The organism is Aureisphaera sp. (assembly GCF_059726885.1).
In genome coordinates this window covers 2,180,478-2,205,881 of sequence record NZ_AP041051.1, presented here as the reverse complement: position 1 = coordinate 2,205,881, position 25,404 = coordinate 2,180,478, and the positions used below count along the sequence as shown (strand labels likewise).

The window sequence follows — 25,404 nt, the reverse complement described above, 5'->3', positions numbered from 1 at the left end:
TTAAGCAGTGTTAACGAGTGTTAACCGTTTTGGCGAAGAGCTAATCATATTAGTACATTTGGCACATGAAAGCTTTGCAATACAAAGGAATACTCTATTTCATTACCACAGTAATTGTGGCTACTTTTTGTATTCAGGTGTATTGGAATTACAAGAACTACTCCGCTAGCAAACAACAACTCATGAATGACGTTCAAGCCAGTCTGGACAATGCAGTAGAGCAATACTTTACCGAATTGGCGGCCGATGATTCTTTCGAGTTTATAGGCAAGGAACCTACTTTTAAGGATTTCATGAAAACCGACAGTCTATTGAATGGTCATTTTAAGAGCGGCAAGGCTTTCATGTTATCCGACTCTCCCCACGTAAAAATCGACACCTTACACTATACAGACAGTTTGGGGTCATCTATCACTATCTTAAAAGCCAACAGGGGCGATAGCCTGAATATGGACATTGAATTTGGCACTTCACGGGATTCACTGAATTTAAATCGGGTGATGAAGGATAGTTTCACCGCAAATTTAGATGTAAGTTCTATTACAGCGTTATCCAGCAAAATCATGATTTCTTTTTCTGAAGATGAATTATCCCTTTCCACGGTAGATAGTTTGTTCTCGGAGGAACTCAACCGAAAAAGCCTTGATCTGGAATATGGCCTTACCTATAAAAACCATTTGGGTAAGTTGGACACCTTACGAAACAGGAATGTGCTAAAATCCAACCTCACAAGTAGCACCCATTCACCATACTCTTTTCACGAGGACGAATTGAAGGCCCATTTTGCTAATGTTACCCTTGCTGTGCTCAAAAGAAATACCATAGGGTTATTGCTTTCTTTCCTTTTAATGGTAGCTGTGATTGGGTGTTTGTTGTACCTGCTCAAAATCATTCAGCAGCAAAAACAATTGGCAGAGGTTAAGAATGACCTTATCGGGAATATTACCCATGAGTTCAAAACGCCAATCGCTACAATTGGCGTGGCCATGGAAGCCATTCAGAATTTCTCCTCCGAGGAGGATCGTGAAAAAAACCTGCGCTATGCGAAAATTTCCAGTGAACAAGTGGACAAACTAAATGTTATGGTCGAAAAACTTCTGGAAACTGCTACCTTGGATAGTGAGAAATTGGAATTGAACCAAGAACCTTTAAACCTAGTCGAGTTACTTAGGAAAGCGGCACAAAAAGAGCTATTCACGAATACGCATAAAGAGATTACCTTTCGAACCAATGATGAGTCTATTGTGCATTCGGTAGATTCCTTTCATTTCGAAAATGCGATGAACAATATTATTGATAACGCTATCAAATATGGTGGCGACACAATTGCAGTTGCCATTGAAAAGGGAAAAAACACTACCGAAATTACAATAAGCGATACTGGGAATTCCCTGCGTGAGGCGCACAAAAAACAGCTATTCGAAAAATTTTATCGTATTCCCAAAGGAAATACTCATGATGTAAAAGGGTTTGGTATTGGTTTATACTATACCAAAACCATCATTGAAAAACATGGCGGAACTATTAATTTGGACATAAAACCGAATACGGCTTTTAAAATATCCCTGCCTCATGGATAGCATTGCAAAAATATTGTTGGCAGAGGATGAACCAGCATTAGGACAAATTGTGAAGGAGAGTCTCGAAACTAAAGGGTTTCAAGTGCTCCTATGTAAAGATGGAAAAGAAGCATTAGAGGTATATTATCAGGAAAAACCACAACTTCTCGTGCTAGATGTCATGATGCCTAAAAAAGACGGCTTCACTTTGGCCAAGGAGATCCGCATGCAGGACGAGAATATCCCTATTATCTTTCTTACGGCCAAATCCCAAACCCAAGATGTTGTTGAGGGTTTTACACTTGGGGGCAACGACTACCTGAAGAAGCCATTTAGTATGGAAGAGCTCATTGTTAGAATAAAGAACTTACTGAATCATAGAAAGGAAACTTCACCTTCAGAAATGATTATTGGTGATTACACGTTCGGATTTCGCCAGCAGACACTTGCTTTTAAGAAAGAGGAACCTTTAAAACTGACCCATAGGGAAGCACATCTCCTTTACCATTTATACAATAATAAAAATCAGGTATTGGACCGTTCCATTATATTGAAAAAGCTATGGGGGGACGATGATTTCTTCAATGCGAGAAGTATGGATGTTTTTATTACCAAACTTCGAAAAAAACTGAAAAGGGATCAAAACATTCAAATCGTGAATGTTCGAGGGTTTGGGTACAAGCTTATTTGCTAATCTTGGCTGGGTTTTTGTATCTTGTCCATATATGAAATGGTTGCTCCTTCTACTTTTCGGATGTGCTACGTTACAAGCCCAACAATTTGAGTTAAAGACTTCTCAACCCCTTGAAGCGGACGAATTCATTGGTGTAGATTCATACAAGCACACCTACTACATTAAAGAAGGCGTACTCCATAAAAAGGGAAGCTTAGGCGAGTTTGTTTTTCAGGACTATCAATTAGGCCCGATTGCCCATGTGGATATTATCAATCCTTTGAATGTTGTTGTTTTCTACGCAGAGGTAAACACAGTGGTGTTTTTGGACAATAGGCTAAATGAAACGGAAAGGATAAATTTCAACACCATTTCAAACTTTATCAATGTAGGCGCTGCTAACAATGCAGGAAACAACCGTTTATGGCTTTTTAACAGTGACACCCAACAATTACAGCTATTCGATTATAGGACCTTAAGGGAAACGGTATTCTCCCAACCCTATGAAGGAGTACCAAAATCCATGGTCAGTAATTTCAATGACTGTTATTTATTGACCGAGGATCGTTTATGGCAGGTAAATATTTACGGAAGTTTACTCTCTGAAAAAGAATTGACCGGATATGAAAGATTAGTTCGCTATGGGGACAGTCTTATTGGACTCAAAGAAAATAAATTATATTGGATTGGTTCGGAGACTGTTGATCCTTTGGAATTTCAGTTGGCCGAAAACCAAATAAAAGACTTGCAGTTAACGCAAGAATTCCTTTATATTTATGACGGAAAACTCCTCTACAGCTTGACACTAACTCAACCAAAGAAGTAAGATTTATGCATGTTGCTATCGCAGGAAATATTGGCTCCGGCAAGACCACACTTACGCGTTTACTAGCCAAACACTACAAATGGAAAGCTCATTTTGAGGATGTAGAAGACAATCCTTATTTAGATGATTTTTACAATCAGATGGAGCGTTGGTCTTTCAACCTTCAGATCTATTTCCTGAACAGTCGTTTTCGCCAGATCATGGAAATTCGCAAAACGGGAAAAAAAGTAATTCAAGACAGGACTATTTACGAAGACGCTTATATTTTTGCTCCTAACTTGCACGCCATGGGCCTAATGACCAATAGGGATTATGAAAATTATCGTTCCCTATTCGACCTTATGGAAAGTGTTACCGAAGGGCCCGATCTTTTGATTTACCTAAGGAGCACCATTCCAAATTTGGTGAACCAAATACACAAACGCGGTAGGGATTACGAAAACTCTATAAGTATCGATTATCTAAGTCGTTTAAATGAGCGTTACGAAGCTTGGATACATACGTACGACAAGGGTAATCTTCTGGTGATTGATGTGGACAACCTCAACTTTGTGGATAACCCAGAAGATCTAGGAGAGGTTATTAATAAAATTGATGCCGAACTCCATGGACTCTTTTAAGTAAAAGAAAAGATAAAACATAAAAAGCCCGAACCAATGGTTCGGGCTTTTTACTATTTGTTAGGTGTTTTAATTATTGTGTCACCTCTTCTTCAACTTCTTTGATCACTTTCTCGCCTTCAACTTTCATTCCCGACTTCAATGCTTCGATCTGCTCTTTTACCTCTTCCTCAGTTCCTGTGAACGTTTTGGTCTCGGTAGATTCAACACCATCCTTAGTTGTGGTAATCGTTACATTACCTACAGTTTGTCCATCCGCCTCAGATAGTTCCACCTTGATTTCCTTCTGAACTTCAACTGTTTCTTTTACTCCATCTGTAGTGATTTCCAATTTGGTTCCATCTTCTGTAACCATAGAAACTTCATCGCTACCATGACCTCCAAGAATTGGAGCGATCACCAATCCAACCAAACACGTTAGTTTAATAAGAATGTTCATGGATGGCCCAGATGTATCCTTAAATGGATCTCCAACGGTATCTCCAGTTACTGCAGCTTTATGCGCATCACTTCCTTTATACGTCATTTCCCCATCGATCTCTACTCCAGCCTCAAAAGACTTCTTAGCGTTATCCCAAGCACCACCGGCGTTGTTCTGGAAGATCGCCCACATTACTCCACTCACACATACTCCTGCCATATATCCACCTAGGACTTCAGCCCCTAATAAATAATCTCCAGAAATAAGTGCTGTTCCAATTCCAATTAATAATGGGGTTACGATGGTAAGCAATCCAGGTAATAGCATTTCCCTTAAAGCTGCCTTTGTAGAAATATCTACACACTTTGCATATTCTGGAGTTCCTGTTCCTTCCATAATTCCAGGAATTTCCCTGAACTGTCTGCGAACTTCCTGTACCATTTCCATCGCAGCTTTACCTACACTCTTCATTGCCATTGCTGAGAACACAACAGGGATCATACCTCCAATAAATAGTGCAGCCAAAACTGGTGCTTTGTATATATTAATACCGTCGATCCCCGTAAAGGTTACGTAAGCTGCGAACAAAGCCAATGCTGTTAATGCTGCAGAGGCAATTGCAAATCCTTTTCCGACAGCTGCGGTTGTATTTCCAACAGAATCCAATATATCAGTACGTTCACGTACTTGTGGTTCTAATTCACTCATTTCAGCAACCCCTCCAGCATTATCTGCAATAGGCCCAAAAGCATCAATTGCCAACTGCATCGCAGTTGTCGCCATCATAGCAGACGCAGCCAAGGCTACCCCATAGAATCCTGCCAATGCATAAGATCCCCAGATAGCAGCAGCAAATAATAGCACAGACAGGAACGTAGATTTCATTCCAACTGCCAGACCTGCAATAATATTTGTTGCAGCCCCTGTAGATGAGTTCTGAACAATATCCATAACTGGTTTCTTACCTAAACTTGTATAGTAGGCTGTTACGGTAGAGATCAAAGCTCCAACCGCCAATCCGATCATACATGCATAGAACACATGTCGCGATGGGATTTCTTTGGCACCTTCCCCAAAGAAGTTCATCGTCATGGTTTCTGGCAACATCCAGTCGATTAGAAACCAACTCGCTATTAATGTTATAATGATAGCACCCCAGTTTCCTGTGTCTAGTGCTTTCTGAACTTGGGATTCCTTTGCTTCGTTATTCTTAATTCTTACCAGGAAGGTTCCAACAATAGATGCCAAAATTCCAACTCCCGCAATTACGATTGGAAGCAAGATAGGTCCCATATTATTAAAAGCATCCGTAAACGGGGCTTCCGTAGACATATCCCTAATTACATAGTTCCCCAATACCATAGCAGCCAAAACGGTTGCTACATAGGAACCAAAAAGGTCTGCACCCATTCCTGCCACATCTCCTACATTGTCTCCCACGTTATCTGCAATGGTTGCAGGGTTACGGGGATCGTCTTCTGGGATACCGGCCTCTACTTTTCCAACCAAATCGGCACCTACATCCGCCGCTTTAGTGTAGATACCACCTCCTACACGTGCAAACAAAGCTATACTTTCCGCTCCCAAGGAGAATCCAGCCAGCGCTTCAAGCACAATGGTCATATTGGCATAAAAACCTCCTTCGTTACCCATAAATTGGCCTACGAAGAACATAAAGAACAAACTTAATCCTAGTACCGCTAATCCTGCAACACCTAGTCCCATTACCGTTCCACCACCAAAAGATACTTTCAAGGCTTGTGGTAAACTGGTTTTGGCAGCCTCTGCCGTTCTAGCATTGGCTTCGGTTGCAATTCGCATCCCAATATTCCCTGCTAAAGCTGAGAAAATTGCACCAAAAATAAAGGCAGGTACGATCATCCAACTTGTGGACTCTACTATAGTGGATACCACATACAATAAAACTGCAGCAATTACTGAGAAAATTACTAGCAAACGGTATTCCGCATTCAAAAAGGCAAGTGCTCCTTCTTTAATGGCTTTGGAAATGCCTTGCATTTTTTCATTTCCTGCTGCTTGTTTCTTTACCCAGCTCATTTTCACCAACATGAACAATAAGCCCAGTATGGAAAGTGCGATAGGTACATAAATAATGTTTTGTTCCATTATAAGTTTTTTAGTTAAAGATCATTTTCAATTTAGCGGGGCAAAAGTATGAAAATAGCACAAAACAAAAAAGCAATAACTCCTAGGTTATTGCTTTACAAACTATTAGTTGTGCAATATTATCGAATACTAACGTCGGTTACTGGGACATTACTAGCCCTAAAACGATCGATGCATTTGGCAACAATTTCTTTAGCTTCTTCTACATCTCCCCATCCACCAACGTCTACTTTCTTCTCTTCTAGGTCTTTATACACTTGAAAGAAATGCTCAATTTCCTTGATTAAATGGGCATTTAATTCGGAAAGATCCTTCACACGACTTGCGATAGGATCGCTAACCGGAACACAAATTACTTTTTCATCCGGTCCTTTTTCGTCAGTCATATGAAATACACCTATAGGTGCTACTTCAATCACACATCCCGGAAATGTAGGCTCTGTTACCAGCACCAATACATCTAACGGATCTCCATCTAGGGCCAATGTTTCTGGCACAAAACCATAATCTGCTGGATACATCATAGAGGAGAATATCATACGATCGTAGCGAATCTTCTTTAACTTAAAGTCATATTCATATTTATTTCGGCTTCCCTTAGGAATTTCCACCAATACATCGAAAGTAGTTACTTGATCTGCGGTCATATATCTTTTCAATTAAAATTTTCAATAAAACACCCCTTTAAAAGGGGTGCAAAAATACGAAATTACTATGGGTTTAGCCATGAAATTCAGCTTTATTAAACTGTTAAGTTACCTCTTAATACTCCTGAAAATCAAAAAGTTATTCGACCACAAGTTGAAATACCGCCTTTTCCTGATCTATCTGAATTTCAACCAAATACATTCCTTGTGACAATGAACTAATATCAAATTCGGTAGCAATAGGGTCAACTATTTCATATACTCTTTGTCCTAAAACATTGACAAATGAGATTTTGCTAATTTCTGAGGATACCCTTAGCAATCCATTTGCGGGATTAGGTGCCAAGGCAAAATTGTTGAAAGCACTTTCGGAAATTGAAAGGATGGTTGGATTCTGAATGGCCGCCCACGCCATTTGCGTTCCAGATTCACTGGGAATAAGGTCACCCACCAAGGTGGTCATTCCTGTACCCAAATCTACCGTACGCACTTCTCCTTCTAACAAACCACTATTGAAACAAACCATATACATGGTTCCCGAAGCAGAATCCCATTCCAGGTCCTGTCCAAAATTGGCGTCAAAGCCTATGGGGCCAATCAGACTACCTACACCGGTCGTTGTGTTAATACTATAAAAGTTATCATCTACTACATCATATGCATACATTTCACCTGTATCGGTAATAGCAATTGCAATGGCTCCTAGCGAACCAATATTTCCGACAAGTGTATGACTCATAGCGCCAACATCTATTGTCGATATACTGGATACACTACTGAAATCCGACGACACACCATATAAGGTTCCGGTGGCCGGATCGAACTCAATTCCATTCCACTGTTGCCCAGCGGGCGGTGCAATGGTACCCATAGAGGTATAGGTGCCAGTAGTAACATCGATACTGTAAAACTCACCGCTTGACAAGGTAAGTACATACCCCATGGTTAAATTGTTCGGATCTATATCGCCAGAGGATTCGAAGTCGGTTGAAGTCAAGGAAGGTCCCAGTGTATTGAACGTAGTAAGGTCTCCTGGATCGAAGTTTCCGAATTCATTTTCACTGTTAATGGGGCCATGGATTAGTGTTCCTCCAGTTTGCCGGTCTACTGTTTGATTTAGACCAGATTGCAAATAATCCCTTAAAAGAAGTTGCTCCTCCGGTGTAAAATAATGGCTTGGGGAATTCCCATTGGAATCCAAGTTTTCATATCGGTTTAACAAATCGTCTGTAAGGTTTTGCGCATTTGTTAACGTGCAACTCAATACACAAACGGCTGTAAAAAGTAGTAATTGTTTCATATTGTGCTCATTTTTAGATACATAAATGTATCGAAAAAGAACCGAAATGTGAGCAAAAAAAATTAAAATGAAAATCCAAAGGCCCCAGTTATTCCAAATTTACGGGCGTCTGGGTTGTTGAGATAATTACCCCTGAAGTTAAAATCGATACGGAAAATCCTGAAAATATTGCCAACTCCCACACTATACTCCCAATATACTTCATCCGAAGGTGCTAGAGCGTTGGGCAACAAGGGACGACCATCGGCAATAGATTCAAAAGCCGGGCGGCTTAGATCTATGTTTTCCTGAGACAGCTCACCGTAGACTGCCCTAAATCCTACAATTTCACGTAGGTTTAATTTTCTTAGGAATGGTATACGGGAAAAAATGCGCCCTCCAAAATTGTGCTGTAAATGAAAGGATGCATACGTATCGCTCACAAATTCATAGAAATCCAGATTGGTGAATGTATTGTAAATACTAAACAGTGTTTGGTTCCCTGGGATTGGGCTCAACAGGCTTAACGGAACTGGGTCGAACGTTTTTCCTAACTCCAAAGTAGTGTACATTCTACCAAAACCACCAATATTCCAAGGTTGGGAATACAGTGCCTGCAAACGTGAATATTCGAAATCCCCACCCAAAATACCTTTTAAACCATAACTATATCCCAAATACATATTGGCAAAATCACCATCATTTATTATAGTTCGTTCTACTCCATAACCAGAAGTTTTTCGTTTTGGGGTAAAGAAGACACCAAGTTCTACTTCTGGCTGTTGCACTTCATTCTGAAGGTTACCATCCGAATCGAAATAATCTAGCTTAAAGGTATCCGTAGCCGATTGCAATGTGCGATACGACCCCGTAAGTCTTACATTGAAATTTTTGGCAGGCTCAAAGGAAAATCCAACCGTGCTTAGATTAATACGGGTCAGTCGATCATTGGCACCAACAGAAATTAATGAAGACGACGCTAAATTTCTTCCGAGAACATCATTACTTACTGTGAGACTGGCCCCCGTTTGTTCCACGTCCTTTCTATTGCCGGCATATACCGTAAGTCGGGATTTACGATCCAGCAGCCACTTTCCTGAAACCCCATATTTAAAGCGCTGGTCCCGGAATCCATAGGCCCCAAATACTTCCAAACGCCAAGGATCGTTTTGACTAAAATAGGTTCTTCCTCCCAGTCGGATACGTAATCCTTCGGCTTCATTGAACCCAAATACCGAAAACACAGGACCAAAGTCTAAATTACCCACCTGATAATATCCACTGGCCAACGTTGCCCCAATATTATATAAAGATTTGAAACGAGGCACTGTTTTAAGGGTATCTAACATCTTATAGACACCTACCTCGTCTTTGTTCAATTCTTCCATTCGATTGGACTCCCAAAACTCATCGGGCCTATTGTATATTTCTTCCCTATAAGGGTCTACCTGTTCTCCGTAAAACGATTTGGGCTTCTCTTCATCGAATGCATAATTATCATACAAAGTAGTCCGCTTCCCATAGATACCTTGAGCCTTTTCCTTTTTTCTAAGGGAAAAGTCACTCAAAAAATAATCCCTTTTAATCAGGAATATAGAATCGTTCAGCACATCGAATTCCTGTTCTATATACACTTCTCGCACCCAGTTTAGATTGGCACTTTTAGAAGCTTGAAGATTTATCTCCTTTATGGCCCAAGTAGTATCGTTAACCCAAAAGTCGCCCTTAAATGTTAACTCATTTTTTCTTCTTGGGTAATACACAATATTGTAGCACCATTTATTATCACGATAGGCACTGTCCAATAACACATAATTGTATACATCTACCCCAGTTTTGGAAAGTGGACTGGTAAAAGCTTTGTCGAAAAACTTAAGGTAATTGTCGTAGACATTATACTCTTTGTACATGTCTTTCACGAATGCAATTAAGGTCTGATTGTTTTCGAAGCCAGAATTTTTGTTTCCTTCAAGGATTTCCTTTTCTTCCTTTAAAAGGTTGTCCCCATATACTTTGGATATGGCTTCATTAATGAAAATGGGCAGATAAGAGTTTCCCGTAATATTGGAGGTATCTATCTGCTCCCAAACGAACTCCATCCCCCTAAATAATTTACTCTTAATTAGGGATGAGTCTATGGTGTTAAGGTCAAATTCGAGCTTCTCATACTTGTCGTACTGATATTGCTTGAACTTCTTTACGCCATTTTCGCGTCGATTTTCCCAAATCTTCTTTAATATGGTAATGGCCGGGTTGTCCTTTTTTGATGTCTTTCCACTAAACACAACTACTTCATCCAATGTGGCGGCTTCTTCCTTGAGGGTAATCTCTAACTGATAGGTTGTTCTTTTCTCTAAAGGAACCACCTTCAATTCATACCCTACAAAGGATACCCATAGTGCATCATGAATCTCCTCACTTTCCAAATAAAAGCGTCCATTTTCATTGGTGATAGTTCCTTCATTGGAGTCTTTGAATATAACATTTGCAAATGCCACGGGATCGCCATACTCATCTTTTACCTCTCCGCTCACCTTGGTTTGAGCGAACAATGCGGAAGTAAAAATTAGGAAAAAGAAGAGTAATGTTTGCTTCATAGCAAGTATAAAGGTGACAGATTTGGAAACGGAAATATCCTAAAAAAAGTGTGATTATTACCTATATAACACTTTTTTAACAGCCTTTACAACATCGTTGCTATTTGGCAACCACTCTGCCAATAAAGCGGGAGAATATGGAGCTGGAGTATCAGCCGTATTTATCTTTTCGATAGGTGCATCCAAATAATCGAACGCCTGATTTTGCACTTGGTACGTAATTTCTGTAGCCACATTTCCAAAGGGCCAGGCTTCTTCTAAAATTACAAGACGGTTGGTCTTCTTTACACTATCCAAGATCGCCTTATGGTCCATTGGACGTACCGTTCTAAGGTCTATGATTTCACATTCGATACCTTCCTTCGCCAATTCATCAGCAGCTTTATAGGCCTCCTTAATGATTTTACCAAATGAAACAATGGTTACATCCTTTCCTTCACGCTTAATATCGGCAACCCCAATTGGAATTAAGTATTCCCCTTCAGGAACTTCACCCTTATCCCCATACATTTGCTCACTTTCCATGAAGATTACCGGATCGTCATCCCGGATGGCACTTTTCAACAATCCTTTAGCATCTGCTGGGTTACTGGGCACTATCACTTTTAAACCAGGACAATTGGCATACCAGCTTTCGAAAGCTTGGGAATGCGTGGCTGCAAGTTGCCCTGCCGAAGCAGTTGGGCCACGGAAAACTATAGGGCAATTAAGCTGCCCGCCACTCATTTGACGGATCTTGGCCGCATTGTTTATTATCTGATCGATACCAACCAATGAGAAATTGAATGTCATGAATTCCACAATGGGACGGTTGCCATTCATGGCAGACCCCGTTGCGATTCCAGCAAAGCCCAATTCAGAAATGGGAGTGTCGATGACTCTCTTTTCACCAAATTCATCCAACATCCCTTTACTGGCCTTGTACGCACCATTATATTCGGCTACTTCTTCACCCATAAGGTAAATGGATTCGTCCCTTCTCATCTCCTCGCTCATGGCCTCGCAAACCGCTTCTCTAAATTGTATCGTTTTCATAGTTTTCTTGAAATCTAGTTTTTCAGGAAAACAAAAATAATACTATTTCTTATTACGCAGTAAATAAATTGTGAATTGAACCAATATTACGACCGCAAACGTTTTCAGAACAACTATCACCTGCTAATTCGATTTAAAATAATTTTAAATTTTTACTATGCATGCATAGTAAAATTCATATTATAGTTGTATCTTCGTGACCCGAAAAAATTCATTCAACATTACATAAAATCTTATATGAAAATATTAGTCTGTATTAGCCACGTACCGGATACGACTTCTAAGATCAACTTCACCGATGGGGATACAAAATTTGACACCAATGGCGTTCAATTTGTAATCAACCCCAATGATGAATTTGGCTTAACCCGTGCCATGTGGTTTAAGGAAAAACAAGGCGCTAGCGTTCATGTTGCTAACGTTGGCGGTGCCGAAACAGAACCAACGTTGCGAAAAGCACTCGCGATTGGTGCCGACGAGGCGATTCGCATTAACACTCCTGCCACCGATGGTTTTTCTGTGGCCAAGCAATTAGCCAATATCGTCAAAGAAGGAGGATACGATCTTGTCATCGCTGGACGTGAATCCATCGATTACAATGGAGGCATGGTTCCTGGGATGATTGCCAAATTGACGGGGGCAAACTTTGTAAACACCTGCATTAGTTTGGAGGTAGAAGGCACAAGTGCCACTGCAATTCGAGAGATTGACGGCGGAAAAGAAACCCTACAAACCACTCTTCCACTTGTTATTGGTGGTCAAAAAGGTTTGGTAGAGGAAAGTGATCTTCGCATTCCGAACATGCGTGGAATCATGCAGGCCAGATCCAAACCTTTACATGTGAAGGATCCTGTGCCCACCACTGCAGAAACACAAACTACTTCTTTTGAGAAACCTGCCCCAAAAGGAGCGGTTAAATTAGTAGACAATGTGGACGACCTAGTTAATTTATTGCATAACGAAGCTAAAGTGATTTAAGACATGTCAGTACTAGTATTTGCCGAATCGGATAACGGAAAATTTAAAAAAATTGCTCACGAAGCTGTTTCCTATGCGAAGGGAATCGCTGATATGATGGGAACAGATGTAACTGCCGTAACCATTAATGCTGGAGACACTTCAGAATTAGGAACGTATGGTGCATCTAAAGTTTTGGAAATAAATAATGACGATCTTGCTTCTTTCGATGCCGAAGGGTATGCAGATGTCGTTGCTCAAGCTACCAAGAACGAAGGAGCCCAAGTGGTTGTATTAACCTCCAGTGCCAATGGAAAATTCATGGCCCCTTTGGTAGCGGTAAACCTGGAAGCGGGGTATGTGCCCAATGCTACCGAGCTGCCTTCTAGCACTTCGCCATTTAAGGTGAAGCACAGTGTCTATACAAACAAAGCTTTTTCGCATACTGAAATTAACACAGAAACCAAGGTAATTGGGCTGGCTAAAAACGCCTATGGCGTGCATGAAAATTCAACCAGTGCGACTTCCGAAAGTTTTTCACCTGCAATTAATAAAGGGAATGTAGAAGTTGTGTCTGTAGACAAGGCAACGGACAAGGTTACCATTGCAGATGCCGAAATCGTGGTTTCTGGTGGTCGTGGATTGAAAGGCCCTGAAAATTGGGGATTAATTGAAGACCTTGCACAGACCTTGGGTGCCGCAACAGCATGTTCCAAACCTGTTAGTGATATGGGTTGGAGACCGCACAGCGAACACGTGGGACAAACAGGAAAACCGGTTGCCTCAACACTTTATATTGCCATAGGAATTAGTGGTGCTATCCAGCATTTGGCAGGTATCAATTCATCCAAAGTGAAAGTGGTGATTAACAACGATCCTGAGGCCCCATTCTTTAAAGCGGCAGACTACGGAATCGTTGGAGATGCCTTCGAAGTGGTTCCTCAGCTTACCGAAAAATTAAAAGAGTTTAAAGCTCAAAACGCATAATTTTTTAGTATTTTGTGCCTTGAAAAAGGGCTGTTTAAATAAGTAAAACCCTTGTTTAAACAGCCTTTTTGCTTGCCACTTGCAATCTTTAATGAATGAGCCTTATTAGACTTAACATAAAGGGAATTTCGTATAGCCAAACGCAAAATGGAGCTTACGCCCTGATTCTTAGCGAAGAAGATGGTGACCGAAAGTTGCCCATTGTAATCGGTGCTTTCGAAGCCCAATCCATTGCAATCGCACTTGAAAAAGAGATAAAACCACCTCGGCCACTAACACACGATCTTTTTAAGAATTTTTCCGATCGATTCGAGATTGTCATTAAGCAGGTAATCATCCATAAATTGGTGGATGGGGTTTTCTATTCCAGTATCATCTGTGAACGTGACGGCATCGAAGAAATTATTGATGCCAGAACCAGTGATGCCATTGCTTTGGCCTTGAGGTTTAAAGCTCCTATTTTCACCTACAAAGCCATATTGGATCAAGCAGGGATTTATTTAAAAACCCCTGCCAAGGATGAAAGCGAACTTACAGGTCAAGAAGAGCAAGTGATCGAGGATCTGTTGTCCGACGACGAAAAGGAAACGGTTCATGTGGTTTCGGAAGACTATAGCAAATTCTCACTTAAAGAACTCCATCAAATGCTTGATGAAGCAGTTACTCAGGAAAATTATGAGCGTGCTGCAGCTATTAGGGATGAGATCTCCAAACGCAACTAAAGCTTATGCGCAGTATTATTCTTCTTAGTCTGTTATTTGTATCCGTAAGTCTATTTTCCCAGAACCTTGAAAAAACATGGAATTTTTCAAATATTAGTGACTCCCAAGGGAATTCATTGTTTTCCATTAGCGAAGGAAATGATCAATTCGTATTAAACCAAGACGGAACTTTTGAGTATAGTTTAGAGGCCAAGAATAACCTTAAAGCTTCTGGAGACTATATGTTTCAGAACAATCTCTTGGTGCTTTTCTATAACCAACCCAAAGATACTATTAGAAGGTATCGCGTTGGAACCATTACGGATAGCACTTTGGTTTTTTCTGAAAATCAGGTACAATATGCCTTTACCGCAGCTGCACCTGTCATAGCCGAAGTGCAAGAAGAGAATTCTAATGATACTGCTCAAATTATTCCTTCTCAAGGCTTCTCATTAAGGAGTTTATGGCGGGGTGTTTTGGGAATGTTTACTTTGTTGCTTATAGCTTTTTTATTTAGTGCCAATAGAAAAGCCATTAACTGGAGAACTGTGGGTATTGGTTTGGCATTTCAACTGGTCATAGCAATTGGAGTTCTTAAAGTATCCTTTGTTCAATCTATATTTGATGGGGTTGGTAAAATATTCGTTAAAGTATTAGAGTTTACCCAAGCCGGAAGCAAGTTTTTATTTGAAGGCCTTGTTGTGGACATGGACACCTTTGGATTCATCTTTGCCTTTCAGGTATTGCCTACGATTATATTCTTCTCTGCACTAACTTCGGTGCTTTTTTACCTTGGCATCATCCAAAAAGTTGTAAAGGCATTCGGATGGCTATTGTCCAAATTATTGAAAATTTCAGGAGCCGAAAGCTTAAGCGTAGCGGGTAATATATTCTTGGGTCAAACAGAGGCTCCTTTACTTATTAAGGCCTATCTCGAAAAGATGAACAAATCGGAGATACTGCTTGTGATGATCGGCGGAATGGCTACGGTAGCTGGTGCCGTATTGGCTGCCTACATTGGATTCTTGGGAGGAGACGATCCTGCCATGAGACTCGTTTTCGCCAAACACCTTTTGGCAGCTTCTGTAATGGCTGCCCCTGGGGCCATTGTTATTTCAAAAATACTATATCCACAGACAGAAGAAATCAATACAGATGTCACTGTTTCTTCAGAAAAATTAGGTTCAAACATACTTGATGCGATTGCCAATGGAACTACTGAAGGTCTTAGGCTTGCCGTTAACGTAGGTGCAATGCTCCTTGTATTTGTCGCATTTATTGCAATGATCAACTGGTTAATTGGAGGCCTTGGAGAAATTACCAGTATTAATACCTGGATGGCCGAAAACACCGCTTACCCTAGACTATCATTGGAGGCTATTTTAGGAACTGTATTTGCACCACTCATGTGGCTAATCGGTGTAGAAAGAGCCGACATGATGATGATGGGACAGCTATTGGGAATTAAGCTTGCAGCCAGTGAATTTGTTGGATATATCCAACTGGCAGAGCTAAAAAACACGGCCAACGCAGCCCATCTTACCTATGAAAAATCCATTATTATGGCCACCTATATGCTCTGTGGTTTTGCCAATTTTGCCTCGATCGGAATTCAAATAGGGGGTATTGGTTCGTTGGCGCCTGGCCAGCGTAAGTTATTGTCAAAATTTGGTATGAGAGCACTTCTTGGAGGTTCTATCGCTTCGCTTATTTCTGCTACTATTGCTGGAATGATTATTGGGTAAGCGAAGTACCGTTCATCAAATAATACATTCAAGAATAAACCGTTAATAACTTATAATAAATCGACGGGTATAGGGTTCACAAACTACCGAGTGTTTTTTACATTTAACCTTCCAATTTATTGATTGAAGATGAAGCAATACCACGACCTTGTAAAGCATGTCTTAGCGCATGGAAACGAAAAAAGTGATCGCACCGGAACCGGAACCAAAAGTGTATTTGGTTACCAGATGCGATTCGATTTAAGTGAAGGCTTTCCTATGGTAACCACCAAGAAGCTACACCTAAAATCTATTGTACACGAATTACTTTGGTTTCTGAAAGGAGATACAAACATTCAATATCTTCAGGAAAATGGGGTCCGTATTTGGAATGAATGGGCCGATGAAAATGGGGATCTTGGACCCGTATATGGACACCAATGGAGAAACTGGAACAGTGAGGAAATTGACCAAATAAAAGAGGTAATTCAAACACTGAAAAGCAATCCAGACAGTCGTCGTATGTTGGTAAGTGCATGGAACCCAAGTGTTCTTCCAGACACCAGCAAACCTTTTTCCGAAAATGTTGCTAATGGAAAGGCTGCCCTTCCCCCATGTCATGCTTTCTTTCAGTTTTATGTGGCCAACGGCAAACTATCATGCCAATTGTACCAGAGGAGCGCCGATATTTTCTTGGGCGTACCGTTCAATATTGCATCCTATGCCCTATTCACCATGATGATGGCTCAAGTATGCGGTTATGAAGCGGGAGATTTTATTCACACTTTTGGTGACGCACACATTTACAGCAATCATATGGAACAATTAGAACTTCAATTGTCCCGTGATCCGCGCCCTTTACCGAAAATGTTGCTTAATCCAGATGTAAAAGATATATTTGGCTTCACTTTTGATGATTTTGAATTGGCAGACTACAATCCTCACCCACACATTAAAGGAGCCGTCGCCGTTTAATTTTAAAACCTACTTTATGAAAAAATTGCTTTTTATTGCTTGTATTCTCGTGTCCACTATCGGATTTTCTCAAGAATGGGGCTCTGTAAATAAAAATACTGTGACCATGAAAGAGATCGCGCCGGTTTGGCCCGGTTGCGAATCGAAAAGCGGTGCAGGGATCGATGCCTGTTTCAAGCAAAAATTAGGAGCTCACATCGGGAAGAACTTTAAATATCCAGCCGATGCTTACAAGTCAAACCAACAAGGAAGGGTCGTTGTTGAATTCTATATTACTGAGCAAGGAACCGTAGATATTAAAAATGTATCTGGAGGAACACTGCTACTTCAAGAAGAAGCAAGAAGGAATATAACTCTAATTCCAAAAATGGTGAAGCCAGGCATGCTTGCAGGTAAACCAAGAGCCATAAAATATACCGTTCCCATTACGTTTAAAACTGGGAAATAGAAAAGACCAAATGTAGAAGTGCCAATTTTAAATTGGCACTTTTTTTGTGCCCTATATTGAAACCATTTTGCGATGAAAACCAAACCATTTATCATCCTAGCCCTGTTCATGGGTTATTTAGGATTTGCCCAAACAAAAACGAAAGTTCCCTTTTCACAAGTAGAAATTAGCCCCATCTACCCGGGTTGTAATGACGCTGCAAATGCCGAGATAAAAAAATGCACCCAAGAAAGTATTGATGCCTTCCTAAAGGCTAACTTCAACACAAACCTGCTCAAGCCAAACCACAAAAAAGTTGGGATTCACTTCTTGATTACGGATACTGGAGCCATAGAAGAAATCTCCGCTGCGATCCGATATAAATACCTAGAAGAGGAAGTGGTTCGCATAGTCTCTCTTTTACCACCCATGGAGCCGGGAAAAAGAAGGGGACAAAAGATTGGGGTGCTGTATGGAACCATCTTGGATTATTCTGAAAGAAAGAAGTCTTAACATCCCTTAAACAGGTTCGGTCATAAGATTTTGTATCTTTAAAGTGTCGACTACAATGTGGACACTTTTTTATGATAACAACCCAAAATTTAGTCTCCTTGTTACTCGAAACAAGGCAACGTACGGAAGCACTTTGCAAGCCTTTGGAAATTGAAGATTATGTGGTGCAGCCTACTATGGATGTTTCACCTCCGAAATGGCACCTTGGGCATACCACCTGGTTTTTTGAAGAATTTATTTTAAGACGACATAAACCTAACTATAAGTTGTTCCATGAAGACTTTGCATTTGTCTTTAACAGCTATTACGAAACTTTAGGAAAAAGGGTAATTCGGAGTAATCGGGGAAACCTATCCCGTCCAGGCGTTGCCAAAGTATACGATTACCGGCATTATGTAACCAACGAATTGAAAGAATTCCTTGCTGGTGTAATTCCAGAAGATTTAGAAGAAGTACTACTAATTGGAATTCATCATGAAAAACAGCACCAGGAATTATTAATGACCGACATAAAGTACATTTTGGGCAACAACCCTCTTCTTCCTCAATACAATGACACCTTTGTGGAGCATCCAATTGTTCAGGAAAATCAGGAATGGATTCCTATGCAAGAAGGTATTTACGAAATTGGACATGCGGGTTCTGATTTTTGCTATGACAATGAACTGGGACGGCATAAAGTTTATGTGCAGAATTATGAAATCTCGAATCGGGAAGTGAGTAATGCCGAATATATAGAGTTTATTGAAACTGGTGGATACAAAGATTTCAATCACTGGCATGCCGATGGTTGGGAATGGGTAAAACAGGATCAGATTACCCAGCCTATGTATTGGCATAAAATTGATGGCGAATGGTACCATTATACGTTACAGGGACTGAAAAAATTAGATCCCAACACTGCAGTGTGCCACATATCCTACTATGAAGCATTTGCATATGCCCAATGGAAAGGATGCCGTCTTCCTACGGAATTTGAATGGGAGGTCGCACAAAATCATTTTAACTGGGGTAAGCGCTGGGAATGGACCGAAAGCTCATACCTGCCATATCCTGGCTATAAGAAGGCACCAGGAGCAATTGGGGAGTATAATGGTAAATTTATGGTAAACCAAAAAGTCCTTCGCGGGAGCTCCGTTGTAAGTCCACCACACCACATACGACCTACCTATAGAAACTTTTTTCAACCCAACCTACGGTGGCAATACACTGGAATAAGGTTAGCAAAATAATCGGGACTACTTTTTTATGAATCCAACCACCTCTACAATGCTCGACACTGCATTTAAGAAAGATGTGTTCGAAGGCTTAAGGGCTTTCCCAAAATTTTTATATTCAAAGTATATTTATGATGCTAAGGGTGACAAACTTTTTCAGGACATCATGGCTTTGCCAGAATATTACCTAACCAACTGCGAATTTGAAATATTCCATACGCATACCGCAGAAATTTCAAACTTATTTAAGGGTAACGGAAATGGTTTTGATCTCATAGAGCTTGGTGCTGGGGATGGAAAAAAAACCAAGGTTTTATTGCGTCATTTTTCAGAAAATGGACTGGATTTCGTTTATAAGCCAATCGACATCAGTCAGAATGCCATAGACGCCCTTTCGGCTTCTTTGGCCCAAGAGCTGCCCAAAGTACGGGTAGACCCAGAGAAAGGGATGTATTTTGACGTTTTAAAACGAATACAGCAATACAATGAGCGAAAAAAAGTGTTGATGGTCCTAGGCTCCAATATTGGAAACCTTCTACATGACAAAGCCATCGATTTCCTATCTCAGTTAAAGAATGCCATGAATCCCGGGGATCTTTTGTTCATGGGGTTCGATCAGAAAAAAAACCCGCAGACCATACTGGATGCCTACAATGATGCTACTGGTGTTACAGCCGAATTCAACAAAAACCTACTTCACAGGATAAATACGGAATTGGATGGCAATTTCGACGTAGATGCTTTTAAGCACTGGGAAATATATGACCCAGAAAGTGGAACAGCCAAAAGCTATTTGGTGGCTAAACGCGCCATGCAGGTAAGGATAGAGGCATTGGATTTGGCGATAGATTTCGATCCATGGGAGACCATTCACACCGAAATTTCGCAGAAATACGACGATAAGGTGGTCGCTTGGTTAGCAGATGAATCGGGCTTGAAAATTGAAACTTCTTTTTCTGATTCAAAAGAATATTACAAGAACTACGTATTCCGAAAAAAGGAATAGTAAACCATTAAAAAATGAAAGCAATTTGGAATGGCCAAGTATTGGCAGAAAGCGACAACACAGTGGTAGTGGAAAACAATCACTATTTTCCTGCAGAAAGTTTACAGAAGGAATATTTCAAAAACAGTGATACCCAAACATTTTGCCCTTGGAAAGGCAAAGCTTCGTACTACTCACTTGAAGTAGCTGGCAAAGCCAACCCTGACGCAGCTTGGTATTATCCTGAAACATCGCATGCAGCAAAGCCCATAGAAGGGTATGTAGCCTTTTGGCGTGGAGTGGAAGTCGTAGAGTAGCCTACCCTTTTAAAAGACTCAACAAACGATTTAAGTCCTCTTCCGTATTATAAATATGGAAGCTCACCCTAATGCCTTGTCCGCGTAACGAACCGACTATCTTTTCGGTCTTCATTTTTTCGAACAATTCCTTATCTCCCGAGATATTGAAAATGGTGGAGTGATTTTTCCTTTGGGATGCCATTTCAGACAACAGCCCCAGTTCTAAAAAGGAATTCTTTGCCTTGGTAGTTAGATTGTGAAGATGGGTTTCAATAGTTGATCTACCTAACGAATTTAAAAAACGAATGGACTCCCCCAGACTGCCATAATTTAAAGTATCCTGATGACCAGGCTCTAGATGTCCAACAAATTCAATATCATTTCTCTTGCTGAAATTGGCATCCGCCGAATTGAATCCAATGGTTTCCAGGAACACGTTTTCCTGAATCCCCTTCTTAATCATAAAAAGTCCGCAGCCATATCCAGACAATAACCATTTATAAGCGCTTGCCCCGACAATATCGAAAGGGCTTTTTTCAAAATTAAAATCTGTGGTACCCAAAAATTGAGTTCCGTCTCCTATAATGGTAAGCTGAGGGTAGGTACGTTTTAAATCACTCAAAAAATCCAGATCTATCTTTATTCCACTTATGTATTGCACTATACTTAACGCCAAGATATCGGGCCGATGTTTCTGGACCGCGGCTTCTATGTTTTTTTCCAGGTTCTCATTTAGCTCGGCATAGCATACATCGAAATCACGATTTTCGATGGGCCAATTCACAGAAGGGTAATCCCTTTTTAAAAGCAATACCTTTTTTCCTTTCGAAATTCCCCCGAGAAGCACATTCAATCCAAATGAAAAATTCGGAACCAATGCAACTTGATTAGGTGTGGTATAGAAAAATTGAGCAACTTCCTCCCTTATCTCGGCCACATGCTTCTTATGAAGATCCCGAAACATACTTCCTCCTTTCATTAGTTGAAGGTCATGCTCCCTTCTCCATGTTACAAGAGAAGAGGACAGAAGCCCACAGGAAGCGGTGTTGAGATAGGTATATTCTGTACTTACTGGAAAAAGGGAAGAAAGGTCATTCATAAAACAAGGATACAAAATGAAAAAATGGTATTTTTACGAAGGTTATAAAAATAACCCACAATGTTTTCAAAAACCAACAAATCTTCAAGAATAGATCCTGAGCAGAGGGAACAGTACGAATATGCCCGAAAAAGAGTGAAGCAAAAGAAACGCCTTATGCAGCACTTTGTGCTATTCCTTGCGGGTTCGGTGCTCCTTATCATCATTAATCCAATCTTGGGTATTGGCAAGGATTTCTTTATTAAAAACTGGTTTGTATGGGCTATTTTAATCTGGGTACTTTTCTTCTTAATTCATTTACTGAACGTACTGCTATTAAGTAAGTTTATGGGCAAGGAATGGGAAGATCGCCAAATTGAAAAATTGAAATCCAAACAGGAAGCCCGAATTGCAGAGCTGGAAAAAGAAGTTCGCAAAGAGGTTATTACCGCAGAAGTAAAAAAAAAGAAAGAGAACGACCTACCACCCCAAGAAGAACTATGATTACCATGATAGCCGCTGCTGGCGAAAACAACGAATTAGGCAAGGACAACGACCTAGTTTGGCATTTACCTGATGATTTTAAGCGTTTTAAACAACTTACTACAGGCCATAACATCATTATGGGACGCAAGACTTTTGAGTCCTTCCCCAAATTATTACCCAATAGAACCCACATAGTTATTACCAGAAATTCTGAATATAAAAAAGAAGGGGTCATTGTTGTTCATAGCTTAGAAGATGCCTTGAACCAGGCAGCAAATGACGAACAGCCTTTTATTATTGGTGGCGGTGAAATTTATTCGATCGGAATGGCATTTGCAGACAAAATTGAGCTTACCCGAGTGCATGGCACCTTTGAAGCAGATGCATTTTTCCCAGTTATTCCTGAAGACACATGGAAATTGGTTTCATCCGAATTCCATGATAAGGATGAACGGCATAACTATGCATTCACCTACGAAACATGGGAAAAACGATGAAATGAACACCTTCCTCGAACATATAGGTTCGGTCTTACAATCTACTGTTATTAATGCCACGCCACTCGCAGGCGGAGATATAAATACAGTGACTCTTCTAGAAACTTCCGACGGCCCCTTTGTACTAAAACAGAATGAAGGCGCCAATGTAGCCGACATGTTTGAAAAGGAAGCTTTAGGCCTGGAAGTATTATCCAAATCCAATTCGTTTCGTATACCAAAGGTGATATCGACTGGGACCTTTGCGAAAACCTCCTATTTACTACTTGAATACATCTCAAATAGTCCAAAAGCAATTGGGTTTTGGGAAGCTTTTGCTATGTCCCTGGTTAAACTACATAAAACAACACATTCAAAATTTGGTTTGAGACACGACAATTATATTGGTAGCCTAGTGCAAAAAAACAAGCAATGTGACTCCAGTGTAGATTTCTTTATTACTCAACGTTTGCAGCCACAATTTAAGAGTGCCCACAATAAAGGGTTCGTTTTTAAAAATCTGGATGGCTTGTACCAAAATACTTCAAAAATCATCCCTGACGAGCCTTCTTCATTAATTCATGGTGACCTATGGAATGGAAATTACCTTGTCTCAACAATGGGACAACCTACCCTAATAGATCCAGCGGTTTCCTTTGCATCCAGGGAAATGGATTTGGCAATGATGCAATTGTTTGGCGGTTTTCCAGATGTAGTGTTTTCCATGTACAATGAACAATTTCCAATATTGGCAGAATTTGAATCTAGAGTGGCCTTATGGCAATTATACTATATACTGGTTCATCTCAATATTTTTGGAGGTAGTTATCTGCAACAAGCGAAAGAAATCGTTTCTCGATATAGTTAAGAAAATGGACTTTAAGTAAATATTTAAAGTCGTATTTTTGCCATCAAAACCAATCGAAATCCAAGGATTATGAAAGCATATCTTTTCCCCGGACAAGGGGCACAATTCACGGGAATGGGTCAAGATCTTTACGATGCCTCCGAAAAAGCCAGAAGTTTATTTCACCATGCGAATGAGGTACTCGGATTCGACATTACCAAAATCATGTTCGAAGGAAGTGCAGATGAACTGAAACAGACCAAAGTGACTCAGCCTGCAATTTTTCTTCATTCAACCATCCTTGCTGAAGTAATGGGAGATCGCTTTACCCCAGATATGGTGGCTGGGCACTCCTTAGGAGAACTTTCTGCCCTTGTTGCCAATAGAACATTGGCCTTTACAGACGGATTGAAATTGGTATCCCAGAGAGCTCAAGCCATGCAAAAAGCTTGTGAACTTAAGCCTTCAACCATGGCTGCTGTATTGGGCTTGGATGACGAAGTGGTGGAAAAAGTGTGTATGGATACAGAAGGGATTGTCGTAGCTGCAAATTACAACTGCCCTGGACAGTTGGTTATTTCTGGAGAAATCGACGCAGTGAACCAGGCATGCGAAGCGCTAAAGGAGGCTGGAGCACGAAGAGCATTACTATTACCAGTAGGTGGCGCCTTTCATAGTCCCCTTATGGAACCCGCTAGGGAGGAGTTAGCAGCAGCAATAGAGAATACTCAATTTACAGATCCTGCATGCCCTATTTACCAAAATGTAAGCACAAAAGCCGTTACCGACCCTACAGAAATTAAGAAAAATTTAATATTTCAATTAACAGCTCCGGTGAAATGGACACAGAGTATCCAGAATATGATTGCCGACGGTGCCGACGAATTTATCGAAGTGGGACCAGGTAACGTTTTACAAGGGCTGGTAAAGAAAGTGGATCGAAGTTTGCATACCGAAAAAGCTTCCATTTCTTAGCTAAATTTTCACATTTCCTGATGATTGTTTACTCGAAAACCACAATTTGAGTAAGGTAAACCTTTATCGGATTTGCCCAAATTTTAACATTTTGCTCATAAGTTAGATTCAAATTTAACGCTATGGACAAACTGTCAATTACTTCCATCGAAAAAAGATCACTTCCATATGTAGAAGCAGGTAATGTTTCAGAAGTGGGTCAGATTTTTTCACCTAAAAGAATGTTCTTTACCATCATTGCGCAATTTTCATTAAAGCTGTACCACTTTCACGAAGCGCGACAAGAGCACTACAAAAAACTAAGTGAACGTCTTAAAAAGAAAATTGATCATGAACCTTCAAAGATAAATGAAGTGGATTACAATAGTCTTGGAATTTCGAAGGAAATATTGGAAACAGTTATTCTAAAAATCCATTCTTTCGAAAGTCAAAAGATGTTTCTTAGTCAGGAAGTAAACTTAAGTTCGCTTTCCAAGGAATTGGGTACGAACAGCAGTTATCTATCAAAAATCATTAATCACATTAAAGGTAAATCCTTTAAAAACTATGTGAATGATCTCAGAATAGAACATGCACACAAAGATCTTCTGGAAAACCCTCAAAAGAGAAAGTACACCATAGAAGCTATTGCCTATGACAATGGTTTTAGAAGTGCCGAAAGTTTTTCAAAAAAATTCCGGGAAAAGTACAACCTCTACCCATCTGTATTTCTGAAAAGTCTAGCTGTCTAGAAAGTGAATATTGTATTCCTTACGAAATAGTTGTAAGTCCTATAAATGTATGCAATTTAGGATAGGGTCGACAAAATCATATTTGTTAATTGATGATAAAGGCCCTATCTTCGTACTAAGGTAGACTGGATACAATTTCCGACCCTCCAACGTATCTGGAAACTGCTTTACTATTACATTTTTCTCCCTCCATTATTGCTTGTTCACGTGAATAACGGAATTCGGAATTTTCGTTTATTAAG

The 25,404-nt window shown here is 40.3% G+C and carries 25 protein-coding genes; 19 read left to right on the top strand and 6 right to left on the bottom strand.

The window, feature by feature from the left end; all coding sequences use genetic code 11:
• Window positions 1-65: 65 nt before the first annotated feature.
• Genes AC6JAD_RS09530 through AC6JAD_RS09515 form a run of 4 tightly spaced genes read left to right on the top strand, consistent with a single transcriptional unit; the run spans window position 66 to window position 3,678 of the window.
• Window positions 66-1,580, top strand: a complete 1,515-nt coding sequence (locus AC6JAD_RS09530; RefSeq protein WP_461305233.1) for a sensor histidine kinase — start codon at window positions 66-68, stop codon at window positions 1,578-1,580.
• Window positions 1,573-2,253 carry a response regulator transcription factor gene (locus AC6JAD_RS09525; protein WP_461305234.1) on the top strand — a complete coding sequence of 227 codons (681 nt, stop codon included), beginning with the start codon at window positions 1,573-1,575 and terminating at the stop codon, window positions 2,251-2,253. The genes AC6JAD_RS09530 and AC6JAD_RS09525 overlap by 8 nt, the downstream gene beginning before the upstream one ends.
• Window positions 2,254-2,284: 31 nt before the next feature.
• Window positions 2,285-3,058: a hypothetical protein gene (locus AC6JAD_RS09520; RefSeq protein ID WP_461305235.1), complete on the top strand. Its 774-nt coding sequence runs from the start codon at window positions 2,285-2,287 to the stop codon at window positions 3,056-3,058.
• Window positions 3,059-3,063: 5 nt separating this feature from the next.
• Complete coding sequence (locus AC6JAD_RS09515) at window positions 3,064-3,678, top strand: deoxynucleoside kinase (protein WP_461305236.1); 615 nt, start codon at window positions 3,064-3,066, stop codon at window positions 3,676-3,678.
• Between the two features lie 73 nt (window positions 3,679-3,751).
• On the opposite strand, the gene AC6JAD_RS09510 is transcribed toward AC6JAD_RS09515, so the two are convergent.
• The 5 genes from AC6JAD_RS09510 to AC6JAD_RS09490 form a co-directional block, all read right to left on the bottom strand.
• Window positions 3,752-6,226, bottom strand: a complete 2,475-nt coding sequence (locus AC6JAD_RS09510) for a sodium-translocating pyrophosphatase (RefSeq protein WP_461305237.1) — start codon at window positions 6,224-6,226, stop codon at window positions 3,752-3,754.
• A gap of 119 nt (window positions 6,227-6,345) precedes the next feature.
• Window positions 6,346-6,873: an inorganic diphosphatase gene (locus AC6JAD_RS09505; RefSeq protein ID WP_461305238.1), complete on the bottom strand. Its 528-nt coding sequence runs from the start codon at window positions 6,871-6,873 to the stop codon at window positions 6,346-6,348.
• A 139-nt stretch (window positions 6,874-7,012) separates the two neighbouring features.
• A complete protein-coding gene (locus AC6JAD_RS09500) occupies window positions 7,013-8,173 on the bottom strand; it encodes a T9SS type A sorting domain-containing protein (RefSeq protein WP_461305239.1) in 1,161 nt (386 codons plus the stop codon).
• Window positions 8,174-8,235: 62 nt separating this feature from the next.
• Window positions 8,236-10,749 (bottom strand): DUF5686 and carboxypeptidase-like regulatory domain-containing protein, encoded by a 2,514-nt coding sequence (locus tag AC6JAD_RS09495; RefSeq protein ID WP_461305240.1) that lies wholly within the window; start codon window positions 10,747-10,749, stop codon window positions 8,236-8,238.
• Window positions 10,750-10,806: 57 nt separating this feature from the next.
• Window positions 10,807-11,784 (bottom strand): pyruvate dehydrogenase complex E1 component subunit beta, encoded by a 978-nt coding sequence (locus tag AC6JAD_RS09490; protein ID WP_461305241.1) that lies wholly within the window; start codon window positions 11,782-11,784, stop codon window positions 10,807-10,809.
• A 237-nt stretch (window positions 11,785-12,021) separates the two neighbouring features.
• On the opposite strand from AC6JAD_RS09490, the gene AC6JAD_RS09485 reads away from it, so the two are divergent.
• The 10 genes from AC6JAD_RS09485 to AC6JAD_RS09440 all read left to right on the top strand — a co-directional run bounded on the left by AC6JAD_RS09485 (window position 12,022) and on the right by AC6JAD_RS09440 (window position 20,587).
• Entirely contained in the window at window positions 12,022-12,762 is a 741-nt protein-coding gene (locus AC6JAD_RS09485; RefSeq protein WP_461305242.1) for an electron transfer flavoprotein subunit beta/FixA family protein, read from the top strand.
• A 3-nt stretch (window positions 12,763-12,765) separates the two neighbouring features.
• Complete coding sequence (locus AC6JAD_RS09480; protein ID WP_461305243.1) at window positions 12,766-13,728, top strand: electron transfer flavoprotein subunit alpha/FixB family protein; 963 nt, start codon at window positions 12,766-12,768, stop codon at window positions 13,726-13,728.
• A gap of 95 nt (window positions 13,729-13,823) precedes the next feature.
• Window positions 13,824-14,450 carry a bifunctional nuclease family protein gene (locus tag AC6JAD_RS09475; protein ID WP_461305244.1) on the top strand — a complete coding sequence of 209 codons (627 nt, stop codon included), beginning with the start codon at window positions 13,824-13,826 and terminating at the stop codon, window positions 14,448-14,450.
• Window positions 14,451-14,455: 5 nt separating this feature from the next.
• Window positions 14,456-16,174, top strand: a complete 1,719-nt coding sequence (locus AC6JAD_RS09470; RefSeq protein ID WP_461305245.1) for a nucleoside transporter C-terminal domain-containing protein — start codon at window positions 14,456-14,458, stop codon at window positions 16,172-16,174.
• A 129-nt stretch (window positions 16,175-16,303) separates the two neighbouring features.
• Window positions 16,304-17,128, top strand: a complete 825-nt coding sequence (locus AC6JAD_RS09465) for a thymidylate synthase (protein ID WP_461305246.1) — start codon at window positions 16,304-16,306, stop codon at window positions 17,126-17,128.
• Between the two features lie 16 nt (window positions 17,129-17,144).
• Window positions 17,145-17,576 (top strand): energy transducer TonB, encoded by a 432-nt coding sequence (locus AC6JAD_RS09460; protein WP_461305247.1) that lies wholly within the window; start codon window positions 17,145-17,147, stop codon window positions 17,574-17,576.
• 72 nt (window positions 17,577-17,648) lie between these two features.
• Window positions 17,649-18,068 carry a hypothetical protein gene (locus AC6JAD_RS09455; RefSeq protein ID WP_461305248.1) on the top strand — a complete coding sequence of 140 codons (420 nt, stop codon included), beginning with the start codon at window positions 17,649-17,651 and terminating at the stop codon, window positions 18,066-18,068.
• A 71-nt stretch (window positions 18,069-18,139) separates the two neighbouring features.
• A complete protein-coding gene (egtB, locus tag AC6JAD_RS09450; RefSeq protein ID WP_461305249.1) occupies window positions 18,140-19,300 on the top strand; it encodes an ergothioneine biosynthesis protein EgtB in 1,161 nt (386 codons plus the stop codon).
• 16 nt (window positions 19,301-19,316) lie between these two features.
• Window positions 19,317-20,291: an L-histidine N(alpha)-methyltransferase gene (locus AC6JAD_RS09445; RefSeq protein ID WP_461305250.1), complete on the top strand. Its 975-nt coding sequence runs from the start codon at window positions 19,317-19,319 to the stop codon at window positions 20,289-20,291.
• A 14-nt stretch (window positions 20,292-20,305) separates the two neighbouring features.
• Window positions 20,306-20,587: a DUF427 domain-containing protein gene (locus tag AC6JAD_RS09440; protein ID WP_461305251.1), complete on the top strand. Its 282-nt coding sequence runs from the start codon at window positions 20,306-20,308 to the stop codon at window positions 20,585-20,587.
• A gap of 1 nt (window position 20,588) precedes the next feature.
• Here AC6JAD_RS09440 and AC6JAD_RS09435 read toward each other — a convergent pair whose 3' ends face one another.
• Window positions 20,589-21,668, bottom strand: a complete 1,080-nt coding sequence (locus AC6JAD_RS09435; RefSeq protein WP_461305252.1) for an aminotransferase class V-fold PLP-dependent enzyme — start codon at window positions 21,666-21,668, stop codon at window positions 20,589-20,591.
• Between the two features lie 60 nt (window positions 21,669-21,728).
• On the opposite strand from AC6JAD_RS09435, the gene AC6JAD_RS09430 reads away from it, so the two are divergent.
• The 5 genes from AC6JAD_RS09430 to AC6JAD_RS09410 all read left to right on the top strand — a co-directional run bounded on the left by AC6JAD_RS09430 (window position 21,729) and on the right by AC6JAD_RS09410 (window position 25,162).
• Window positions 21,729-22,151 carry a 2TM domain-containing protein gene (locus AC6JAD_RS09430; protein ID WP_461305253.1) on the top strand — a complete coding sequence of 141 codons (423 nt, stop codon included), beginning with the start codon at window positions 21,729-21,731 and terminating at the stop codon, window positions 22,149-22,151.
• On the top strand, window positions 22,148-22,630 hold the full coding sequence (locus AC6JAD_RS09425) for a dihydrofolate reductase (protein ID WP_461305254.1): 483 nt from the start codon (window positions 22,148-22,150) through the stop codon (window positions 22,628-22,630). Before AC6JAD_RS09430 ends, AC6JAD_RS09425 begins: the two co-directional genes overlap by 4 nt.
• A gap of 1 nt (window position 22,631) precedes the next feature.
• Entirely contained in the window at window positions 22,632-23,477 is an 846-nt protein-coding gene (locus AC6JAD_RS09420) for a fructosamine kinase family protein (RefSeq protein WP_461305255.1), read from the top strand.
• 69 nt (window positions 23,478-23,546) lie between these two features.
• Entirely contained in the window at window positions 23,547-24,431 is an 885-nt protein-coding gene (gene fabD, locus AC6JAD_RS09415; protein ID WP_461305256.1) for an ACP S-malonyltransferase, read from the top strand.
• Between the two features lie 122 nt (window positions 24,432-24,553).
• Window positions 24,554-25,162 (top strand): helix-turn-helix domain-containing protein, encoded by a 609-nt coding sequence (locus tag AC6JAD_RS09410; protein ID WP_461305257.1) that lies wholly within the window; start codon window positions 24,554-24,556, stop codon window positions 25,160-25,162.
• Window positions 25,163-25,404: the final 242 nt, after the last annotated feature.

Bases quoted from the DNA above. Each gene is read 5' to 3' on its own strand.
- AC6JAD_RS09530 (WP_461305233.1), top strand. From the start codon at position 66: ATGAAAGCTTTGCAATACAAAGGAATACTCTATTTCATTACCACAGTA.
- AC6JAD_RS09525 (WP_461305234.1), top strand. From the start codon at position 1,573: ATGGATAGCATTGCAAAAATATTGTTGGCAGAGGATGAACCAGCATTA.
- AC6JAD_RS09520 (WP_461305235.1), top strand. From the start codon at position 2,285: ATGAAATGGTTGCTCCTTCTACTTTTCGGATGTGCTACGTTACAAGCC.
- AC6JAD_RS09515 (WP_461305236.1), top strand. From the start codon at position 3,064: ATGCATGTTGCTATCGCAGGAAATATTGGCTCCGGCAAGACCACACTT.
- AC6JAD_RS09510 (WP_461305237.1), bottom strand. From the start codon at position 6,226: ATGGAACAAAACATTATTTATGTACCTATCGCACTTTCCATACTGGGC.
- AC6JAD_RS09505 (WP_461305238.1), bottom strand. From the start codon at position 6,873: ATGACCGCAGATCAAGTAACTACTTTCGATGTATTGGTGGAAATTCCT.
- AC6JAD_RS09500 (WP_461305239.1), bottom strand. From the start codon at position 8,173: ATGAAACAATTACTACTTTTTACAGCCGTTTGTGTATTGAGTTGCACG.
- AC6JAD_RS09495 (WP_461305240.1), bottom strand. From the start codon at position 10,749: ATGAAGCAAACATTACTCTTCTTTTTCCTAATTTTTACTTCCGCATTG.
- AC6JAD_RS09490 (WP_461305241.1), bottom strand. From the start codon at position 11,784: ATGAAAACGATACAATTTAGAGAAGCGGTTTGCGAGGCCATGAGCGAG.
- AC6JAD_RS09485 (WP_461305242.1), top strand. From the start codon at position 12,022: ATGAAAATATTAGTCTGTATTAGCCACGTACCGGATACGACTTCTAAG.
- AC6JAD_RS09480 (WP_461305243.1), top strand. From the start codon at position 12,766: ATGTCAGTACTAGTATTTGCCGAATCGGATAACGGAAAATTTAAAAAA.
- AC6JAD_RS09475 (WP_461305244.1), top strand. From the start codon at position 13,824: ATGAGCCTTATTAGACTTAACATAAAGGGAATTTCGTATAGCCAAACG.
- AC6JAD_RS09470 (WP_461305245.1), top strand. From the start codon at position 14,456: ATGCGCAGTATTATTCTTCTTAGTCTGTTATTTGTATCCGTAAGTCTA.
- AC6JAD_RS09465 (WP_461305246.1), top strand. From the start codon at position 16,304: ATGAAGCAATACCACGACCTTGTAAAGCATGTCTTAGCGCATGGAAAC.
- AC6JAD_RS09460 (WP_461305247.1), top strand. From the start codon at position 17,145: ATGAAAAAATTGCTTTTTATTGCTTGTATTCTCGTGTCCACTATCGGA.
- AC6JAD_RS09455 (WP_461305248.1), top strand. From the start codon at position 17,649: ATGAAAACCAAACCATTTATCATCCTAGCCCTGTTCATGGGTTATTTA.
- egtB (WP_461305249.1), top strand. From the start codon at position 18,140: ATGATAACAACCCAAAATTTAGTCTCCTTGTTACTCGAAACAAGGCAA.
- AC6JAD_RS09445 (WP_461305250.1), top strand. From the start codon at position 19,317: ATGAATCCAACCACCTCTACAATGCTCGACACTGCATTTAAGAAAGAT.
- AC6JAD_RS09440 (WP_461305251.1), top strand. From the start codon at position 20,306: ATGAAAGCAATTTGGAATGGCCAAGTATTGGCAGAAAGCGACAACACA.
- AC6JAD_RS09435 (WP_461305252.1), bottom strand. From the start codon at position 21,668: ATGAATGACCTTTCTTCCCTTTTTCCAGTAAGTACAGAATATACCTAT.
- AC6JAD_RS09430 (WP_461305253.1), top strand. From the start codon at position 21,729: ATGTTTTCAAAAACCAACAAATCTTCAAGAATAGATCCTGAGCAGAGG.
- AC6JAD_RS09425 (WP_461305254.1), top strand. From the start codon at position 22,148: ATGATTACCATGATAGCCGCTGCTGGCGAAAACAACGAATTAGGCAAG.
- AC6JAD_RS09420 (WP_461305255.1), top strand. From the start codon at position 22,632: ATGAACACCTTCCTCGAACATATAGGTTCGGTCTTACAATCTACTGTT.
- fabD (WP_461305256.1), top strand. From the start codon at position 23,547: ATGAAAGCATATCTTTTCCCCGGACAAGGGGCACAATTCACGGGAATG.
- AC6JAD_RS09410 (WP_461305257.1), top strand. From the start codon at position 24,554: ATGGACAAACTGTCAATTACTTCCATCGAAAAAAGATCACTTCCATAT.